Here is a 14,913-nt window from a genome sequence, read left to right on the forward strand (position 1 = left end):
GGCCTCGCCGTCGAGGCCGGCCTTCCCTTCCGCCGCCAGCCATTCGGCGAACCGCTGATCGTAGAGGTCCCTGACATAAGGCCACTCGTCCCACCAGTACGTGAGGTTGTCTTCGTTATCGACGCAGATCGAAAACAGCGTCGGATCGTCCTTCCACGCCAGTTGCGTATACGGGTTGACGTGAGTCAGCAGACTGCGGGTGTAGGCCTTCCAGTTGGCCATCGCCGAATCGAGGACGGGGATCAGCGCCTTAAGATCGTGATGAACGCTGGCAGGCGCTTCCGGGATGATGCCCTGCCCAATCGCCCGATCGGAAAACAGGTCGATGCTGACGTAGATGCCCTGCTGTTTCAGGCAGTAGAGCAGGTAGTCGAGCTTGTCGAGCTCGACCGGATTCAGCGTGCAAACCGCATCGCTGAAGCTGCCGATCCCGCAGTCGAAATGATGGAACCGGATCGTGTTGTACCCCATGCGGGCGGCATTCTGAGCCAGGCGCTCGCAGGCCGCCCTGTCCTGGAAGTTGGCTGAGAAACACAGGTTTGCCCCACAGAACCGCACGGGCGTCTCGGGAGCGTCGGCGAAGGCGAAACGGCCGTCCGCCGTGGCGATGACGCGGCCGAATTTGCCGGCCGGTGTGTGGTTCATGTGCGAAAAATCCATGATGCTGTCGGGCTGAACGGACAGATCGTAGACGTAGGGCGTCCAGGTCTCGCCTTCGACGGTGTAGACCGGGTTGGGCACGAACAACCGCGGCACCGCCTCGCCGCCGGAGATTCCGGCGACCATCCAGACCGCGTTGCCGGTCGTCTCGAGCGTCAGTTGGGCGATGGGTTTGTTCTCGACGGCGAACCGGGCCAGGTACAGCCCGATGTAGCACGAGCCGTTGGTGGCGGTCCAGACCACGTCGCCGTTCTCGGTGGGCAGCACGTTCCACCAGTTGCTCACGTCGCGGTCGAATTCCACAGCGATGGTCTGCCGGCTGCCGTCGGCGTAGTCCACCTGAACGTGACCGACCGTGGCGTATCCTTTCGGCGCCCAGGCGATCGCGTGCAGGAAATAGAGGTATGCGAACGTCTTGTTCGCGACGGGAATGGTTGCCGATTTCAGGAAGTCTCCTCGCTCGGGTCCGGAGAAGATGAGGCACGACTTGCCGTCGTTGGCGGTTGGGTCGATGACATCGAACAAGACGCCGCCGAAACGTTTTGGCCCCACCGGCAGCATCCGGATGTCGTTGTTCGGACCCTGGTCAGTCCAGCCGCCCTTCCCGTCGGCCGGCTCCTCGTCGGCGAAACCCATATTCGCCTGGCGGCGGATGTCAATCGGCTCGGTATGGTACGGCTGAAGCTCGATGTCCAGATCGATGGCGCTTTGCGTGAGAACGCCGCTGGCCGGCGAGAACGACAGGCGGATCGTGTACCATTGATAGAGTTCGCCGTACTTGCGCGGGTCCTGGATGATGATGCCATTGCCGTTTCGGATCACCAGTTGGCCGGATTCGGTGGGAATGGTCAGCGTCTGTGCCGAAGCGGCCTGGTAGAGGAACTCCTCGCCGTACGTCTGCGGCAGCGCGATCGTCTTGCCGTCGCATTCCACCGACTTGCCCTGGTAGAGCTTGACCGGCAGGGTCACCACGAACGCCAGTTGACTGGTCTGGACGCCCGAAACGCTCGCTACTTCGACGTGGTAGTGGAGTTTGTTCGGCCCGGCGGCGCTGATCGTCTGAGCGAAGTCGAACCCGGCGAACGAGCCGGTCAGCGACCAGCGGTCGGCGGCTGCGGCTGGTTCGCCCTTGGTCGTTACCGCCCCCAGCACCTGGCGCGAGAGGGCCCAGTCCTTACCGTAGTGGTCCACGCCCATTTCGATCCCGGCGGCGGTATTCATCCAGCCGGTCGGTTCGATGGACACGCCCTCGATGAACTGCGGAACCTGGGCTGATACCGTTCCCGCCCACAGCAGACCGATCAGTGCGCATCTGAGCATGCAGCGACTCCTACAAGGGGGTTGCGACGGCCGGCGAGGCGGCCCGTATGATCTTCGAGGCGCGCAGCTTCGGCGGCGCTCCGCAGGATTCGCGGATGACCAGTTCGCAGGGCAGAAACTCCTGCCGCTCGCCGGTCAGCGTTCCGTTGATCTTTTTGAAGAGGATGGCCACGTCCATGGCCGCCTCGTCGGGCAGCGGCGTGCGGACGGTGGTCAGCGGCGGATTCAGTTCGGCGGCGAAGTACAGATCGTCAAAGCCGACGACCGCCAAATCGGCTGGGACGCTCAAGCCCATCGACTGGACCTCCTCGATGACGTTCCGGGCCACCGAATCGTGGATGCACACCACAGCCGATGGGGACGGCGACTGGGCCAGCAGCTCGCGGACCTCGCGGCGGCCCTGGTCTTCGACCGGGCCAACTTCGATCTGGCGGATATAGCCATCGGGCATGTCGAGGTTCTGCCGCTTCATTTCCTCGCAGAACCCGGAGAACCGCTGATCGGCTGAGAACACCTCCGGCAGGCCGCGGATATAGGCGATCCGCCGATGGCCCAGCCCGGCCAGGTGCCGAACGATCTCACGGGTGGCGGCGAAACCGTTGCTCGATACGAAGCTGTACCGGCAGAGGCTTTCGCCGGAAATGGGCGAGGCGATCAGGACAAAAGGTATACCCTTATCTTCGAGCGTCTGGACGACCTGGAGATTGAAGTCGGTGAAGCCGGGCAGTTGGATGGGCGAAAAGATGACCCCGCCGACCCGCTGTTCGATGATCCGCTGAAGATGGGCCTGGGTTTTTTCGCGGCTGCTCTCGTGATTGCAGACGATCAGCGAGTAGCCCTGCTCGTGGACCCGGGCTTCGATTTCGTGGACGACCTGGCCGAAATTGTCCCACCCGCCAGGCTGGCAGGCGACGATGGCTGCCAGTAACTTGTTGTCACTGCGCGGCTTAATGCTCTGAACAAACGTCCCGGCCCCCCGTCGGCGAGCCAGGATCCCCTCCTGGACGAGCAGGGCAATTCCCTCGCGGACGGTGGCCCGGCTCATGCCGTACTGCTGGACCATCTGACTTTCGGTGGGGAGCTGATCGCCCACGTCGATATCGCCCTTTTCGATCTGCTCCAGGATCAGCGACCGAAGCCGACATCGTTTATACGTCATATCCCTTGTCCATAAATACCACTATTACAACACTAAAGAGTATACCTTTTAACTGAATTTCGGTCAATGGTTTTCTTAGCCGCTAGCGCCTGCGGCTTGCGTTTGGCGGGTTTGGGATATAGGCTGTCTTTTCACGGCAGGTCGGGCCTGTCGCGGAACCTAGTTCGAGGTCATGAGCATGTGGACCGATCTGGAGTGTTTCCGGGCCACCGTCGAGCATCGGCGGCCGGGGCGGATTCTCTACTATGCCTGGTGCGTTCCCGACTTGCGCCGCCGGGTGGCCGAGGGGATCGGGACCGACGACATTGCCGGTCATTACGGGATGTTTAGTCCGGTGGGCATCGCCATCAGACGCCCTGAGGGCGCATCGCCGCCGGATTACTCGGCGTACTGGAGGGATGAAGACCTGCCCGAAGGCACGGCGATCAACGAGGTCGGGGTGGCGTTGAAGCCGAGCGGGTTCTACCATTTCGAGGGTTACGTCTCGCCGCTGCGGAACGCGACGAGTCTGGCTGCGATCGAGAACTACCCGCTGGAGGATCAGCGGGCGTGGACCGGCTCGCACATGGCCCATGAGGTGCGTCAGGCCCATGCCGACGGCAGGGTGGTCAATAGTTGGGTCGGGCACATGTACGAGACGGCGTGGCAGATCCGCGGCTACGAGCCGTTCCTGATGGACATGGTGGAGCGGCCGTCGTGGGCGGAGTGTCTGCTGGATCGGCTGGCCGAGCAGAATATGATCCGGGCGGTCGCAGCCACGCGGGCGGGCGTCGACTGGCTCCACTGCGGCGACGACGTGGCCAACCAGAAGGCCCTGATGTTCTCACCCGACCTGTGGCGGTCGATGATGCTGTCGCGGTGGCGCAAGGTCTGGCAGACCTGCAAGGCGATTAATCCTCAGATCAAGGTCTGGTATCACAGCGACGGCAACGTTTCGGCGATCGTACCCGAACTGATCGAGGCGGGCGTCGATATTCTCAATCCGCTTCAGCCCGAGTGCGTGAACCTCGATGATCTGCACCGGCGGTTCGGCAGGCGGCTAACCTTCGACGGGACGATCGGCACGCAGACGACCATGCCGTTCGGATCGGCCGACGACGTGCGGACCCGCGTCCGCGAGGTGATCGACAAGTACGGCCGCGAAGGCGGGCTGATCGTCTCGCCGACTCACGTGCTGGAGCCTGAGGTGCCGCTGGACAATATCGACGCCTTTTTCCAGACGTGCCGCGAGTACGGCCGTCTCGACGCATAGCTTCACATATTTCACGGAGAGTCACCATGCACAACATTCCTCTGACCACGATCATGCGGGCCGCTTACGAGTTGCACATTCCGGTGCCCGCGTTCAACATTCCGCACCTGCCGATGGTTCAGCCGATCGTCGAGGCAATCCGCTCATGCGGCAGTTTCGCCCTGGTCGAGGTGGCGTTGCTCGAGACGACCAAGTTTCAGGCCAGGAGCTTCGCCGCGGTGGCGGAACTGTTCAACCAACACGCCGACCGCGGGTATGTGCGGCTGCACCAGGACCATGTGCCGGTGATCGACGAGGACCACCAGCGGGTCGATTGGGCGCGCTGCGTGCGCGAGGCGCTGGATCTGGGATTCGATTCGGTGATGGTGGACGGTTCGCGGTTGCCGTTCGAGGAAAACGTTGACGTGGCCCGGCAGGTGGCCCAGATGGCGCACGCGAAGGGGGCCGCATCGGAGGCGGAATTGGGCGCGGTGCTCGGCCACGAGAGCGGGCCGATCCCGCCGTATGACGAGCTGTTCGAGTCCGGTCGCGGGTTCACGCGGGTGGATGAGGCGCAGCGGTTCGTCGAGGAGAGCCATATCGACTGGCTTTCGGTGGCGATCGGCAACATTCACGGGGCGATCACCGGGGCGGCCAAGGATCAGAAGAAGGTCGAGGCGCGGCTGAACATCGAGCACCTGCGCCGGCTTTCGGAGGCGACGCGGATTCCGCTGGTGCTTCACGGCGGATCGGGCATCCGGCATGAGTCGGTGTTGCGGGCGATCGAGAACGGGATCACCAAGATCAACGTCGGCACCGCGCTTCGCCAGACGTACGAGAAGACGCTCAAGGACACCCGCGACCCGTCAGCCGCCCAGCAGGCGGTGGCTGACGACGTCCGCGAAATGCTGATCAACTACTTCCGGATTGAAAACAGCGCCGCGAGACTGGCTGAGAGGATCGCCTAACCGGGCCGCTGCTTGGTCCGATTGCGTTCTTTGGCTGATGATTTGCCTTGACGTGCCGCGGTGTTTGTGTCAGATTGGCGTTGACGTTCGGCTGGATACGGGAAAGCGAGGTGTGAGGTGGGGAAGCATCGGCTTGATTTGGTGTCCGGCGCGATTGTCTTTTCAGTCTTCTGCATGCCGTTTCTGCCTGGCTGCGGAAATGCGCGGCACGATCCGGGGGTGACGGCCGATCCGCCGCCGGAGGTGCTCTCGCCCCCGGTTGCCGAGCCTGACGCGGAGGAGGACGCGTACCGGGAGTTTCTCGCGCGGCTGGGCGCTGAGCGGTTTCGGCAGGAGCATCCTGAGATCATCGAGCAGCTCGATGGCGAGGAGCCCAACGGGCGGATCACCGCGTTGCACGTGATCGCCGCCGGCGGCGATGTGGACGCCATTCCGTTGATTGTGCCGCTGGTTTTCGAGGACGGCGACCGGGTCGTTCGCATCACCGCCGCCTATGCGCTGCAGAAGATGGTGGTCGATCACGAGTTGAATCGCCGCGACCCGAACCATCTCGATCGCGTGGTGATCCTGTCTGCCGGACCCGACGACCTGGACCTTAAGCCGATGGCATGGCTCGTCCGCCGTCTGCTCGATGCGCCGGACGACGGCAACACCCGCGCCTACGCGGCGACGATGGCCGGCCACCTCGGTCTCCAGCAGTTTCGCCCGCAGCTTCGCAGCCTGCTCGAAAGCCCCCATGCCTCCGTCGCCCGAATCGCTGCGGAGGCTCTGAAAATGCTCGACGCCGCACCACAAACCCAACCGACCCAGCCGCAGGTTCACCCGCCATCCGAACTCGACGGAACTCGCGAACGGTGAGGCCGTTTTTGGAGGCACCGAAATGAATGCATATCATATCACGGCTGTTGTGATCCTTGCGATTGTGGCGCTGCTTGCTGTGGTGGTTGTCAAGCGGAGAGCGACAACGCCCGACTACAGCGATCCAAACGTGCTGCTGGCCGCATTGGCCGATGAGGCGGTCAGGATCGCCGCCGATCGCGGCGTCACTCTCGATTATTCCCCCGACTCCGTCGAGCAAGTCGAGTCGCTGCTGGCCGACCTGCACCAACGGCGAGTTGACGGCCGGCTGAGTGATGACGAACTTGGACTTCTCGCCCATCAATTCGGCGCTTATATCGGCGAGGTCCTGCGCCGCACCTACGGCGGATACTGGGCCGAAGACCACGAGGTGGCGGGGCCGAAGACCTTCCCGATCCATTGGAGGAAGCAGGGCGAGTCGTTTCCCGTCGGCTGGTGCGGCAAGCGGATGCTGTACGGAGAAGAGGACAACGTCTGGCATAAGTTTCAAATGGCCACCTCCGACGACTTTCTCAGCGGCGCGTACTGGCCGCAAGGCGATGCGAACCCTCCGTCCGATTAGCTACTCGCCACGACAAACCACAAGTGACTCTGCTGTCGTGCGACAGGACATGGTGTGAAGATGCCAGAATATCGGCACAGGCAGAGGCGGCCTCTTCACCGTCCGGTCTTGCGGCCGTATAATGGTTGGCGCACGCCGACGAGGTGATTGCGAGGTTTCCATGCTGACGCTGGTTAATACCAACCGGATGCTTCCGCCGATCGCGCCGATTGCTTTGGATTACATCGCCGGGCACATTCGGCGCGAGGGGCTGGAGGTTGAGATTCTCGATTTGAACATGGCGGGCGATCCGCGGGCCGCCCTTTCGGACTATTTTGCCAAGGCGCAGCCGGAGCTGGTGGGTTTGTCGTTTCGCAACTCGGATGATTGCTTCTGGCCGAGCGCGCAGTGGTTCGCTCCGGGCCTGGCCGAGACGGTGCGGACCATTCGGACGCTGACCGATGCGCCGGTGGTGTTGGGCGGCGTGGGTTTTTCCATCTTCGCTGAGCCGATCATGGCGATGAGCGGGGCCGATTTCGGCATTCACGGCGACGGCGAAGAGGCGCTGGTGGCATTGGTCCGCGAGTTGCGAAACGGGCGGCGGTTCGATCGGGTTCCCGGATTGATCTGGCGAGGTGCCAGGCAAGGGGAATCGCGGCTGGCGGATGGCGGCGCAGCGCAGCCGTCGTTTCACCGCAACCCGCCCGCTTGGCCGCGGGAACTGGTCCTGCCCACCAGCCGGAGCGAAGTTGACAACCGCTACTACTACGAAAACGGCGGTCAGCTTGGGTTTGAGACGAAGCGCGGCTGCGATCGGAGCTGCGCGTACTGTGCCGATCCGCTGGCCAAGGGTCGGTTTGGCCGGCTGCGCCGGCCCGCGGAGGTCGCCGATGAGTTACAAACCCTTGCTGTCCAAGGGTTTGACGTATTGCACACGTGCGATTGCGAGTTCAATGTGCCCGGCGACCACGCGGCGGCGGTCTGCGACGAGTTGATCGGCCGCGGGTTGGGCGAGCGGGTTCGCTGGTACGCGTACCTGGCTGTGGTGCCGTTCGGTCCCGATTTAGCGGCGAAGATGGCCAGGGCCGGGTGCGTGGGGATCAACTTTACCGTCGACTCGGTGAACGATGCGATGCTGGCCCGCTACCGTCAGCCGCACCGCCGCGAGGACATCATCCGCGCGGTGGCGCTGTGCCGCGAGCATGGCATCCGCTGCATGTTCGACCTGCTGCTGGGCGGGCCGGATGAGACGCCGGAGACCGCGGCTGAGACGATCGACCTGATCCAGCGGATCGGGCCGGACTGCGCCGGGGCGTCGCTGGGCGTGCGGCTGTATCCGGGCACGCCGATCGCCCAGCGGGTTCTGGCGGAGGCGGCGCCCGAGACCAACCCCGGCATCCGCCGCAAGTACGAGGGGCCCATCGACTTATTCCAGCCGACGTTCTACATCTCGCCGCAGTTGGGTCCGCAGCCCGCCCAATTGGTTCGCGACCTTATTGCCGGCGATCAACGGTTCTTCGAACCGGCCCTGGAGGCGAACGAGACGGGTCACGACCACAACTACAACGACAACCGGGAACTGACCGACGCGATCCGCAACGGGGCCCGCGGGGCCTACTGGGACATTCTTCGGCAACTTCGCAGCGTTTGAGCAGCGTTCGGCCCGCTGCGCCTATGATTAGCTGTATCCTCGCCCGGCTGCGGGAGTTGCGAACCGGCGGGGCGTCGGGTAAAGTGGTGGGCGCCATGGACGCCATCGTCATCGACAACGTACAGAAGCGTTTTGGGACGGTCGAAGCCGTTCGCGGACTGTCCGCGCGGGTTCCAGCCGGCAGCATCTACGGGTTTCTGGGGCCCAACGGGGCGGGCAAGACGACGACGATCCGGATGATCATGAACATCATCTCGCCCGATGAGGGGCAGATCGAGATTCTGGGCCGGTCCAGCCTGCTTCGCCGCGGCAACCGCATCGGCTACATGCCGGAAGAGCGCGGCTTGTATCGCAAGATGAAGGTGCGGTCGATGCTGGCGTATATCGGGGCGATCAAGGGCATGACGGGCCGCGAAGCCCGCGCCGCGACCGACCGCTGGCTGGGCGAGATCGGCCTTTCGGCGTGGGCCGGCCGCAAGGTGGAGGACCTCTCGCGCGGGATGCAGCAGAAGGTGCAATTTGCGGCGACGGTGATCAACGATCCGGACGTGCTGATCCTCGACGAACCGTTTTCGGGGCTGGACCCGGTCAACCTCGACCACGTCAAGGGCATTATGCTGCGGCTCCACCAGTCGGGCAAGACGATCATTTTTTCGACGCACATGATGGAGCACGCCGAGCGGCTTTGCGATCAGATACTGCTGATCCACCGGGGTGAGAAGCTCATCGACGGGCCGACGCAGGAGGTTCGCGCCAGCCACCAGACCGACGCGGTGTCGCTGGAGCTTGAGAGCGACGACCGGTTCGTCGATGCGCTGCCGATGGTGGCTGAGGTCATCCGCAACGGCCGGCGGATGGACGTGCTGCTTCGCGACGGGTCCGACAGCCAGGAGCTGCTGGCGGCGCTGGTGGGCAGGGTCCGCGTGCGGGCGTTCGAGCAGAAGATCCCCTCGCTTCACGAGATTTTCGTGCACATGGTGGGAGGGGCCGATGCGTAAGATCCTCAAGGTCGCCCAGCGGGAGTACATCGAGACGGTCAAGACCAAGACGTTTCTGCTCAGCGTGTTTCTCACGCCGCTGCTGGTCGGGATCATGCTGCTGTTCGTCGGGCGGTTCGACGGCGGCGTGGGCGGTCCTCAGCCGCCCAGGACGATCACCGTGCTCGACCTGTCGGAACAGGTGGCCGAGCCGCTGACCGCGGTGGCGGCGGAGTACAACGCGTCGCGGCCCGACCGTCAGATCCGGTTCGACGTTCTGGAGCCGCCCGAGAACCCGGACGTGCGGATCGAAGACCTCAAGCAGCAGGTCCGCCGCGGCGAGATCGACGCGCTGGTGGTGATCGATCACGACGTGCTGGACGACGGCGACGGGGCCCGGTACTACAGCTTCGCCCGCACGGTGGCCGACCTGGAGATGTACGAGAAGGTCTATCGCCTGATTAACGAGGCGGTGGTCACGCGGCGGTTCGAGGCGCAGGGCGTCAGTCCCGAGATCGTCAGCCGGCTCCAGCGCAGCATTCCGGTCGAGCAGATCGACCTGAGTTCGAAGGTCGAGGCGCAGCGCGACATGCCGGTGATGATCCTCGTGCCGTTCATTTTCGTTTTTCTGATGTTCACCGGCGTCTTCGGCGTGGGACAGGGCATGCTCACCAGCGTCATCGAGGAGAAGAGTTCGCGGGTGATGGAGCTGCTGCTCTCAGCCGTTACGCCGTTCCAGTTGATGTCGGGCAAGATTCTGGGCTTGGTCGGGGCGGGTATGACGTTGATGGCGATCTGGGGCGCGGGCGCGTATCTGGTGGGCGCGGCGATGGTCGTTTCGGACGTGGTCAGCGCGGCGATGATGCTCTATTTTCTGGTGTACTTTGTCCTGGGGTTCCTGGTCGTCTCGTCGTTGATGGCGGCGGTCGGGGCGGCGTGCAACACGCTCAAGGAGGCGCAGGGGCTGATGGCGCCGCTGACGGTGGGGCTGGTGGTGCCGATGGCGGCGTGGTTCTACATCGCCCAGCATCCCAACGGGACGTTCGCGATCGCGCTTTCGTTTATTCCGCCGATCACGCCGATGGTCATGGTCATTCGCCTGGCCGCCGATCCGGAACTCGCGGCCGGGCAGATCGCCGCGACGATCGGGCTGCTGGTCGTCTCGGTTCCAGCGGTGATGTGGGCCTCGGCCAAGATCTTCCGCACCGGCATCCTGATGTACGGCAAACCGGCGTCGATCCGGGAACTGGCCCGGTGGATACGGTACCGCTGAAGACGGAATTCTGAACGCCGAAATGCGTCGGGGCGACCAGGACCGTTCTGACGCCGGTCCCGGCCGCGGCGATGGCCGCGACGAACCCGGAGACGCCCGCGCCGGCCACCGCCACATCGACCTCGTGGATTACCGGCACGTTTCGCTGCTCGCTGACGGTCTGCATTCTATCTGCCTGCCTTTCTTTCGTTCGATCAGAAGTCCATCGTTCGTCTGGCCAGTTCCAGTTCCAGTTGGCGCAAATCGCGGCCGTTTTGTTCGTAGAACCGCACCTGTTGCCGCGACTCGGTCTCGGCGGTCAGCATGTGCCGGGCGAACGCCAGGTGATGGTCGGACTCCAGTTCCTTTGCCTTCGGCTCGATCCGATCGAAGAGCCGCAAGAGCTGATCTCGCACGGTCAGGATCTCGCCGGTGTGCGGTTCGATGATCCTGGCGTCGAGGTCGTAGCGCGTCGCCTTCCAGCGGTTCTGGTCCAGGTAGTGCTCGACCAGCCGCTCCGGCTCGCGTCCGGCTTCAAAGTCGTCCTGGAGCGTCGCCATCGCCGCTTGGATCACCGCGGCCAGCGCCGCGGCGCGGCGCACGTCGGTCGGCAGATCAAAGCATCGGAACTCAATCGTACCCAACGGCGGCTGAATGCGCACCGCCCACCACAGATCCCCGGGCCTGGCCACGTCGCCCGTCTCGTGCAGTTTGCCGTAGTACGCCTCCAACTCGGCGAAGGAGTGGAAGTCGGGCGGCGTCATCGTCCGCGGCATGGCGTTCATCAGCATCTGCCGCGTGGAGGCCAAGCCGGTCCGCCGGCCGTCGAGGAACGGCGAGTTGGCCGACAGGGCGAGCAGCGGATAGACCCAGCGGCACATCTGCCGCATCACGTACATCGCGCCGTCGGCACTGCGCATGCCGACGTGGACGTGCAGGCCGAAGGCGATCAGGCGGCGGGCGACGTCCACGTAGTGCTCAGCCAGCCAGCGGTAGTGTTCGGTCTGGACGATCGGCTGATTGGTCCAGTCGGCATACGGATGCGATCCGGCGGCGACGGCCAGGACTCCCACCTGCCGGCACGCCTCGGCCAGATCGCGGCGGGACTGGATCACGTCGTCGAGCAACTGGTCGGCGGTGCGGCAGACCCGGCTTCGCATCTCGATCACGCTGAGGATCAGCTCGTAGCAGGCCGACTCGTTGGCCCAGCCTTCGAGCCGCTTCCAGACCTCTTCCATCCGCGGCGCGAGCTGTCCGGTCCGCGGATCGATCAGGTGGAACTCCTGCTCAACCCCCATCGTCGGATACGTGTTCGGTTTGAACGGCTTCATCCGGCTTGCCATGACATCCCCCGTCAAGTCTCCTGGAACTCAGTGGCTTCGCGAATGTCACTGCGTCGCGGGTCCGTCGTCGGCGCAGAGCATCGAGGCCATTCCCGCCAGCACCGCCATTCCCGCCTTGACCGCTCCGTCGGCGAAGTCGAACCGGGCGTTGTGCAGTTCCGGGCTGTCGGCGCCCACGCCGATCCGGCACATCAAGCCGGGAACCTGCTGGAGGTAGAAGCCGAAATCCTCCGAGCCCATACTCGGCGTTTCAATCGCCACAAAACTCCGCGGCCCCAGCAGGTCACCCGCCACCCGGCGGAACAGGCTGTAAAGCCGTTTGTCGTTGCTGACCACCGGCGTGTGCTCCAAGAACTCCACTTTGGCCTTCAGGCCGACCGCGTGACAGGTGCCGTCGACCCGCTCGACCACCTCCCGCAACGTTTGGGCGCGAAGCCCGGTGTCGAGCGACCGGATCGTGCCCGAAAGAACTCCTGTATCCGATATAATGTTAGGCCGCTCGCCGACTTCGGCCTGACAGAGGCTGACGATCCGCTCGGGGGTGTTCATGTCCGACAGGGCCTCGATCACTCGCGCCACTCCCATCAGCGGGTTGCGAGCGAGTTCGGGCCGGGCCCCGTGCCCGCCCTGTCCGAGCACGGTGATCCGAAACACGTCGCACGCAGCCATCATCGCGCCGCACCGGGCTCCGACCGATCCGACGGCCAACCCCGGCCAGCCGTGGACGGCCAGGATGGCATCCGGGCAGGCGTCGATCGCTCCCGCCTCGATCATCGCCGACGCCCCCATGCTGGCCTCCTCCGCCGGCTGAAAGATCAACCGCACCCGCCCGCAGAGTTGGTCCGAGAGTGAGGCGAGAACCCTCGCCGCTCCCAGTACGATCGCCATGTTGCCGTCGTGGCCGCAGCAGTGGGAATAGCCGGGATGCTGCGACCGGTAGTCAAAGTCGTTGGCCTCCTCGACCGGCAGGGCGTCCATGTCGGCCCGCAGGGCCACGCACGGCCCCTGCCGGCCGGTGGCCAGTTCGGCCACGATGCCCGTTCCCGCGATCTGCGTCTGGAGGCTCAGGTCCAGGCTGATCAGCTCCTCGGCGAGGATTTCGGCTGTCTTGTACTCCCCCAGTGCCGGTTCGGGAACCCGATGCAGCCGGTGCCGCAGCACCACCGCACGCTCCCAGCACGTCTCGACCGCCTCAAGAAATTGATGCTTATTAAGCATAATTCATAATTATGTTATAGTGCCTGCGCTACGTCATTCGTTCGTTATTTTACTGAAACCCCCCTTTTCCGGATACCGAAATCGGCGAATCCGGAGCTTCACGGCTGCTCATCAAGGCCGAATTCGCGGATCCAGTCGTCGATGCTCTGATCGCCGGCGAGGCCGCGGCGTTTCTCCATGGGTTCCCGCGGCGGGCGCCGGCGGCTGAGTTTCCGGCTGACTTCGGTCCAGAATTCGTCGCTGGGCATCATTTTAGAGCCGCGTTTTTTGGCGGCCCGGCGGATCTGGCGGTCGGATGAGACGATCAGCAGCGTGCGCGGAGCGCTGTAGGTGGTGAGAAACTCGATGATCGCCGCATCAGCGGTGAGCTTGGGTCCGACGAATTGAAGTCCCAGTCGCCGGCACAGCGCGCCGGCCTCATGGAGCGTGGGCGGCGGCTTGCCATCGAAGACCAGCAGCACCTCGTGGCGCGTCTGGCGGGTCCAGGCGTCCAGCGTCGCGATCAGCGCGGCGACGGTCAGGCGCTCCGGGGCCTCGACCTGGCGCTTGGCGGCGTGGAACAGGTTGTAGGCGTCGATCAGAACCTTCACGGGCCTCCTGGCATCGGCTGGAGAATTCTGTAACCAGTTTTCGGCCAGACACTTGCAATTATCGACCCCGGCCCTATAATTGCAGTAGAATTTTCGGCCAAAGGCTCTTGTCAAACGGGCCGAAATCGCTACCATAGGCGGGTAGCAGTGGACTGGGCGTGTGCCCGAGCGGCCAAAGGGGACGGGCTGTAAACCCGTTGGCGTGAGCCTTCGGTGGTTCGAATCCACCCGCGCCCATTCACATCCACACGGCGGTCTCGTCCGAGGCCGCCTTCCGTCCAAGGTCAAAACCAGCGGTCGGGATCAGTTCGATTCCCGCTCGTCGGGGCCGGAGGCTTGGCGACGTCTGACTTCGTAGAGGAGCAGGGCGGCAGCGACCGCGACGTTGAGCGAGGACATACTGCCCCGCATCGGGATCGTGACGCGCTGGTCCGCGGCGTCGATGGCGGACTGGGGCAGGCCCTCGTGTTCGTTGCCCAAAATGAACAGCAGCGGGAGCGGAAGTTCGGCCTGCCAGATGGACCGTTCAGCCCTGGCTGAGGTGGCAACCGTCTGCACGTGGCGCCGGCGGGCCCACGTCCAGACCGCGTCCATGTCGGCGGCGTGAACCACGCGGACCGAGAAGAGCGCGCCTCGACCGGCCCGGATGGCTCGCGGATGGTAAGGGTCGGTGCTTTCCCCGACGAGGATGCAGCCGGACGCTCCGGCGGAGTCGATGGTCCGCAGAATGGTCCCCAGGTTGCCGGGATCGGAGATATCGCTGAGGCACACGAAGACGTCCGCCTCGCTGACCTCCAGCGAGTCCAGGTCGGTCCGGCCGCCGGTGACGATCGCGGCCAAGCCGTCGGGGTTGTTGAGTTCGCTGACGTGCTCGAACACCGGCTGGGTCAGGGCCACGCAGGAGACGCCGTCGGTCCGCAGTTGCCGGACGAGGGATCGGCCGGCCTCGTCGAGCAGCGTGTCGCAAAACAGGAGCGTTTCGATTCCTCGATGGCCCGCCATCGCGCGCGAGATGAAGACGGCGCCCTCGATGACGAAGGCGTTCTGCTTGCGGCGCGCCCGGCTTTGCTCCTGAAGCCGCTTGACGCGGCGGATCAGCGGGTTGTGTCGGCTGTCGATTCGAGTCGGCGGCTGCGATGCCATGT

The 14,913-nt window shown here is 64.3% G+C and carries 13 protein-coding genes and 1 tRNA gene; 8 read left to right on the plus strand and 6 right to left on the minus strand.

Annotated features, from left to right (window positions below):
• Together GXY33_17575 and GXY33_17580 are read right to left on the minus strand one after the other, a co-directional pair.
• A partial coding sequence (locus GXY33_17575) for a hypothetical protein (GenBank protein ID NLX06951.1) occupies window positions 1-1,980 on the minus strand: 1,980 nt, incomplete at its 3' end.
• 10 nt (window positions 1,981-1,990) lie between these two features.
• Entirely contained in the window at window positions 1,991-3,139 is a 1,149-nt protein-coding gene (locus tag GXY33_17580; GenBank protein ID NLX06952.1) for a GntR family transcriptional regulator, read from the minus strand.
• Window positions 3,140-3,311: 172 nt separating this feature from the next.
• Between GXY33_17580 and GXY33_17585 the strand changes: the two genes are divergently transcribed.
• The 7 genes from GXY33_17585 (at window position 3,312) to GXY33_17615 (ending at window position 10,638) form a co-directional block, all read left to right on the plus strand.
• Window positions 3,312-4,391: a hypothetical protein gene (locus GXY33_17585; GenBank protein ID NLX06953.1), complete on the plus strand. Its 1,080-nt coding sequence runs from the start codon at window positions 3,312-3,314 to the stop codon at window positions 4,389-4,391.
• A 26-nt stretch (window positions 4,392-4,417) separates the two neighbouring features.
• Window positions 4,418-5,338 (plus strand): class II fructose-bisphosphate aldolase, encoded by a 921-nt coding sequence (locus tag GXY33_17590; GenBank protein NLX06954.1) that lies wholly within the window; start codon window positions 4,418-4,420, stop codon window positions 5,336-5,338.
• Between the two features lie 174 nt (window positions 5,339-5,512).
• Window positions 5,513-6,196, plus strand: a complete 684-nt coding sequence (locus tag GXY33_17595) for a hypothetical protein (protein ID NLX06955.1) — start codon at window positions 5,513-5,515, stop codon at window positions 6,194-6,196.
• 22 nt (window positions 6,197-6,218) lie between these two features.
• Entirely contained in the window at window positions 6,219-6,758 is a 540-nt protein-coding gene (locus tag GXY33_17600; GenBank protein NLX06956.1) for a hypothetical protein, read from the plus strand.
• 160 nt (window positions 6,759-6,918) lie between these two features.
• Complete coding sequence (locus tag GXY33_17605; GenBank protein NLX06957.1) at window positions 6,919-8,388, plus strand: radical SAM protein; 1,470 nt, start codon at window positions 6,919-6,921, stop codon at window positions 8,386-8,388.
• A gap of 23 nt (window positions 8,389-8,411) precedes the next feature.
• Complete coding sequence (locus tag GXY33_17610) at window positions 8,412-9,386, plus strand: ATP-binding cassette domain-containing protein (protein NLX06958.1); 975 nt, start codon at window positions 8,412-8,414, stop codon at window positions 9,384-9,386.
• A complete protein-coding gene (locus GXY33_17615) occupies window positions 9,379-10,638 on the plus strand; it encodes an ABC transporter permease (protein ID NLX06959.1) in 1,260 nt (419 codons plus the stop codon). The genes GXY33_17610 and GXY33_17615 overlap by 8 nt, the downstream gene beginning before the upstream one ends.
• A 194-nt stretch (window positions 10,639-10,832) precedes the next feature.
• Here GXY33_17615 and GXY33_17620 read toward each other — a convergent pair whose 3' ends face one another.
• From GXY33_17620 to GXY33_17630, 3 genes are all read right to left on the minus strand, one after another.
• Window positions 10,833-11,960 (minus strand): YbdK family carboxylate-amine ligase, encoded by a 1,128-nt coding sequence (locus tag GXY33_17620; GenBank protein ID NLX06960.1) that lies wholly within the window; start codon window positions 11,958-11,960, stop codon window positions 10,833-10,835.
• A gap of 45 nt (window positions 11,961-12,005) precedes the next feature.
• Entirely contained in the window at window positions 12,006-13,178 is a 1,173-nt protein-coding gene (locus tag GXY33_17625) for an amidohydrolase (GenBank protein ID NLX06961.1), read from the minus strand.
• A 98-nt stretch (window positions 13,179-13,276) separates the two neighbouring features.
• Complete coding sequence (locus GXY33_17630; GenBank protein ID NLX06962.1) at window positions 13,277-13,768, minus strand: NYN domain-containing protein; 492 nt, start codon at window positions 13,766-13,768, stop codon at window positions 13,277-13,279.
• A 154-nt stretch (window positions 13,769-13,922) separates the two neighbouring features.
• Between GXY33_17630 and GXY33_17635 the strand changes: the two genes are divergently transcribed.
• Window positions 13,923-14,005: transfer RNA gene (locus tag GXY33_17635), tRNA-Tyr, on the plus strand.
• A gap of 66 nt (window positions 14,006-14,071) precedes the next feature.
• On the opposite strand, the gene GXY33_17640 is transcribed toward GXY33_17635, so the two are convergent.
• Window positions 14,072-14,911, minus strand: a complete 840-nt coding sequence (locus GXY33_17640) for an RNA methyltransferase (GenBank protein ID NLX06963.1) — start codon at window positions 14,909-14,911, stop codon at window positions 14,072-14,074.
• Between the last annotated feature and the right edge of the window lie 2 nt (window positions 14,912-14,913).

This window comes from Phycisphaerae bacterium, assembly GCA_012729815.1.
Lineage (GTDB): Bacteria > Planctomycetota > Phycisphaerae > JAAYCJ01 > JAAYCJ01 > JAAYCJ01.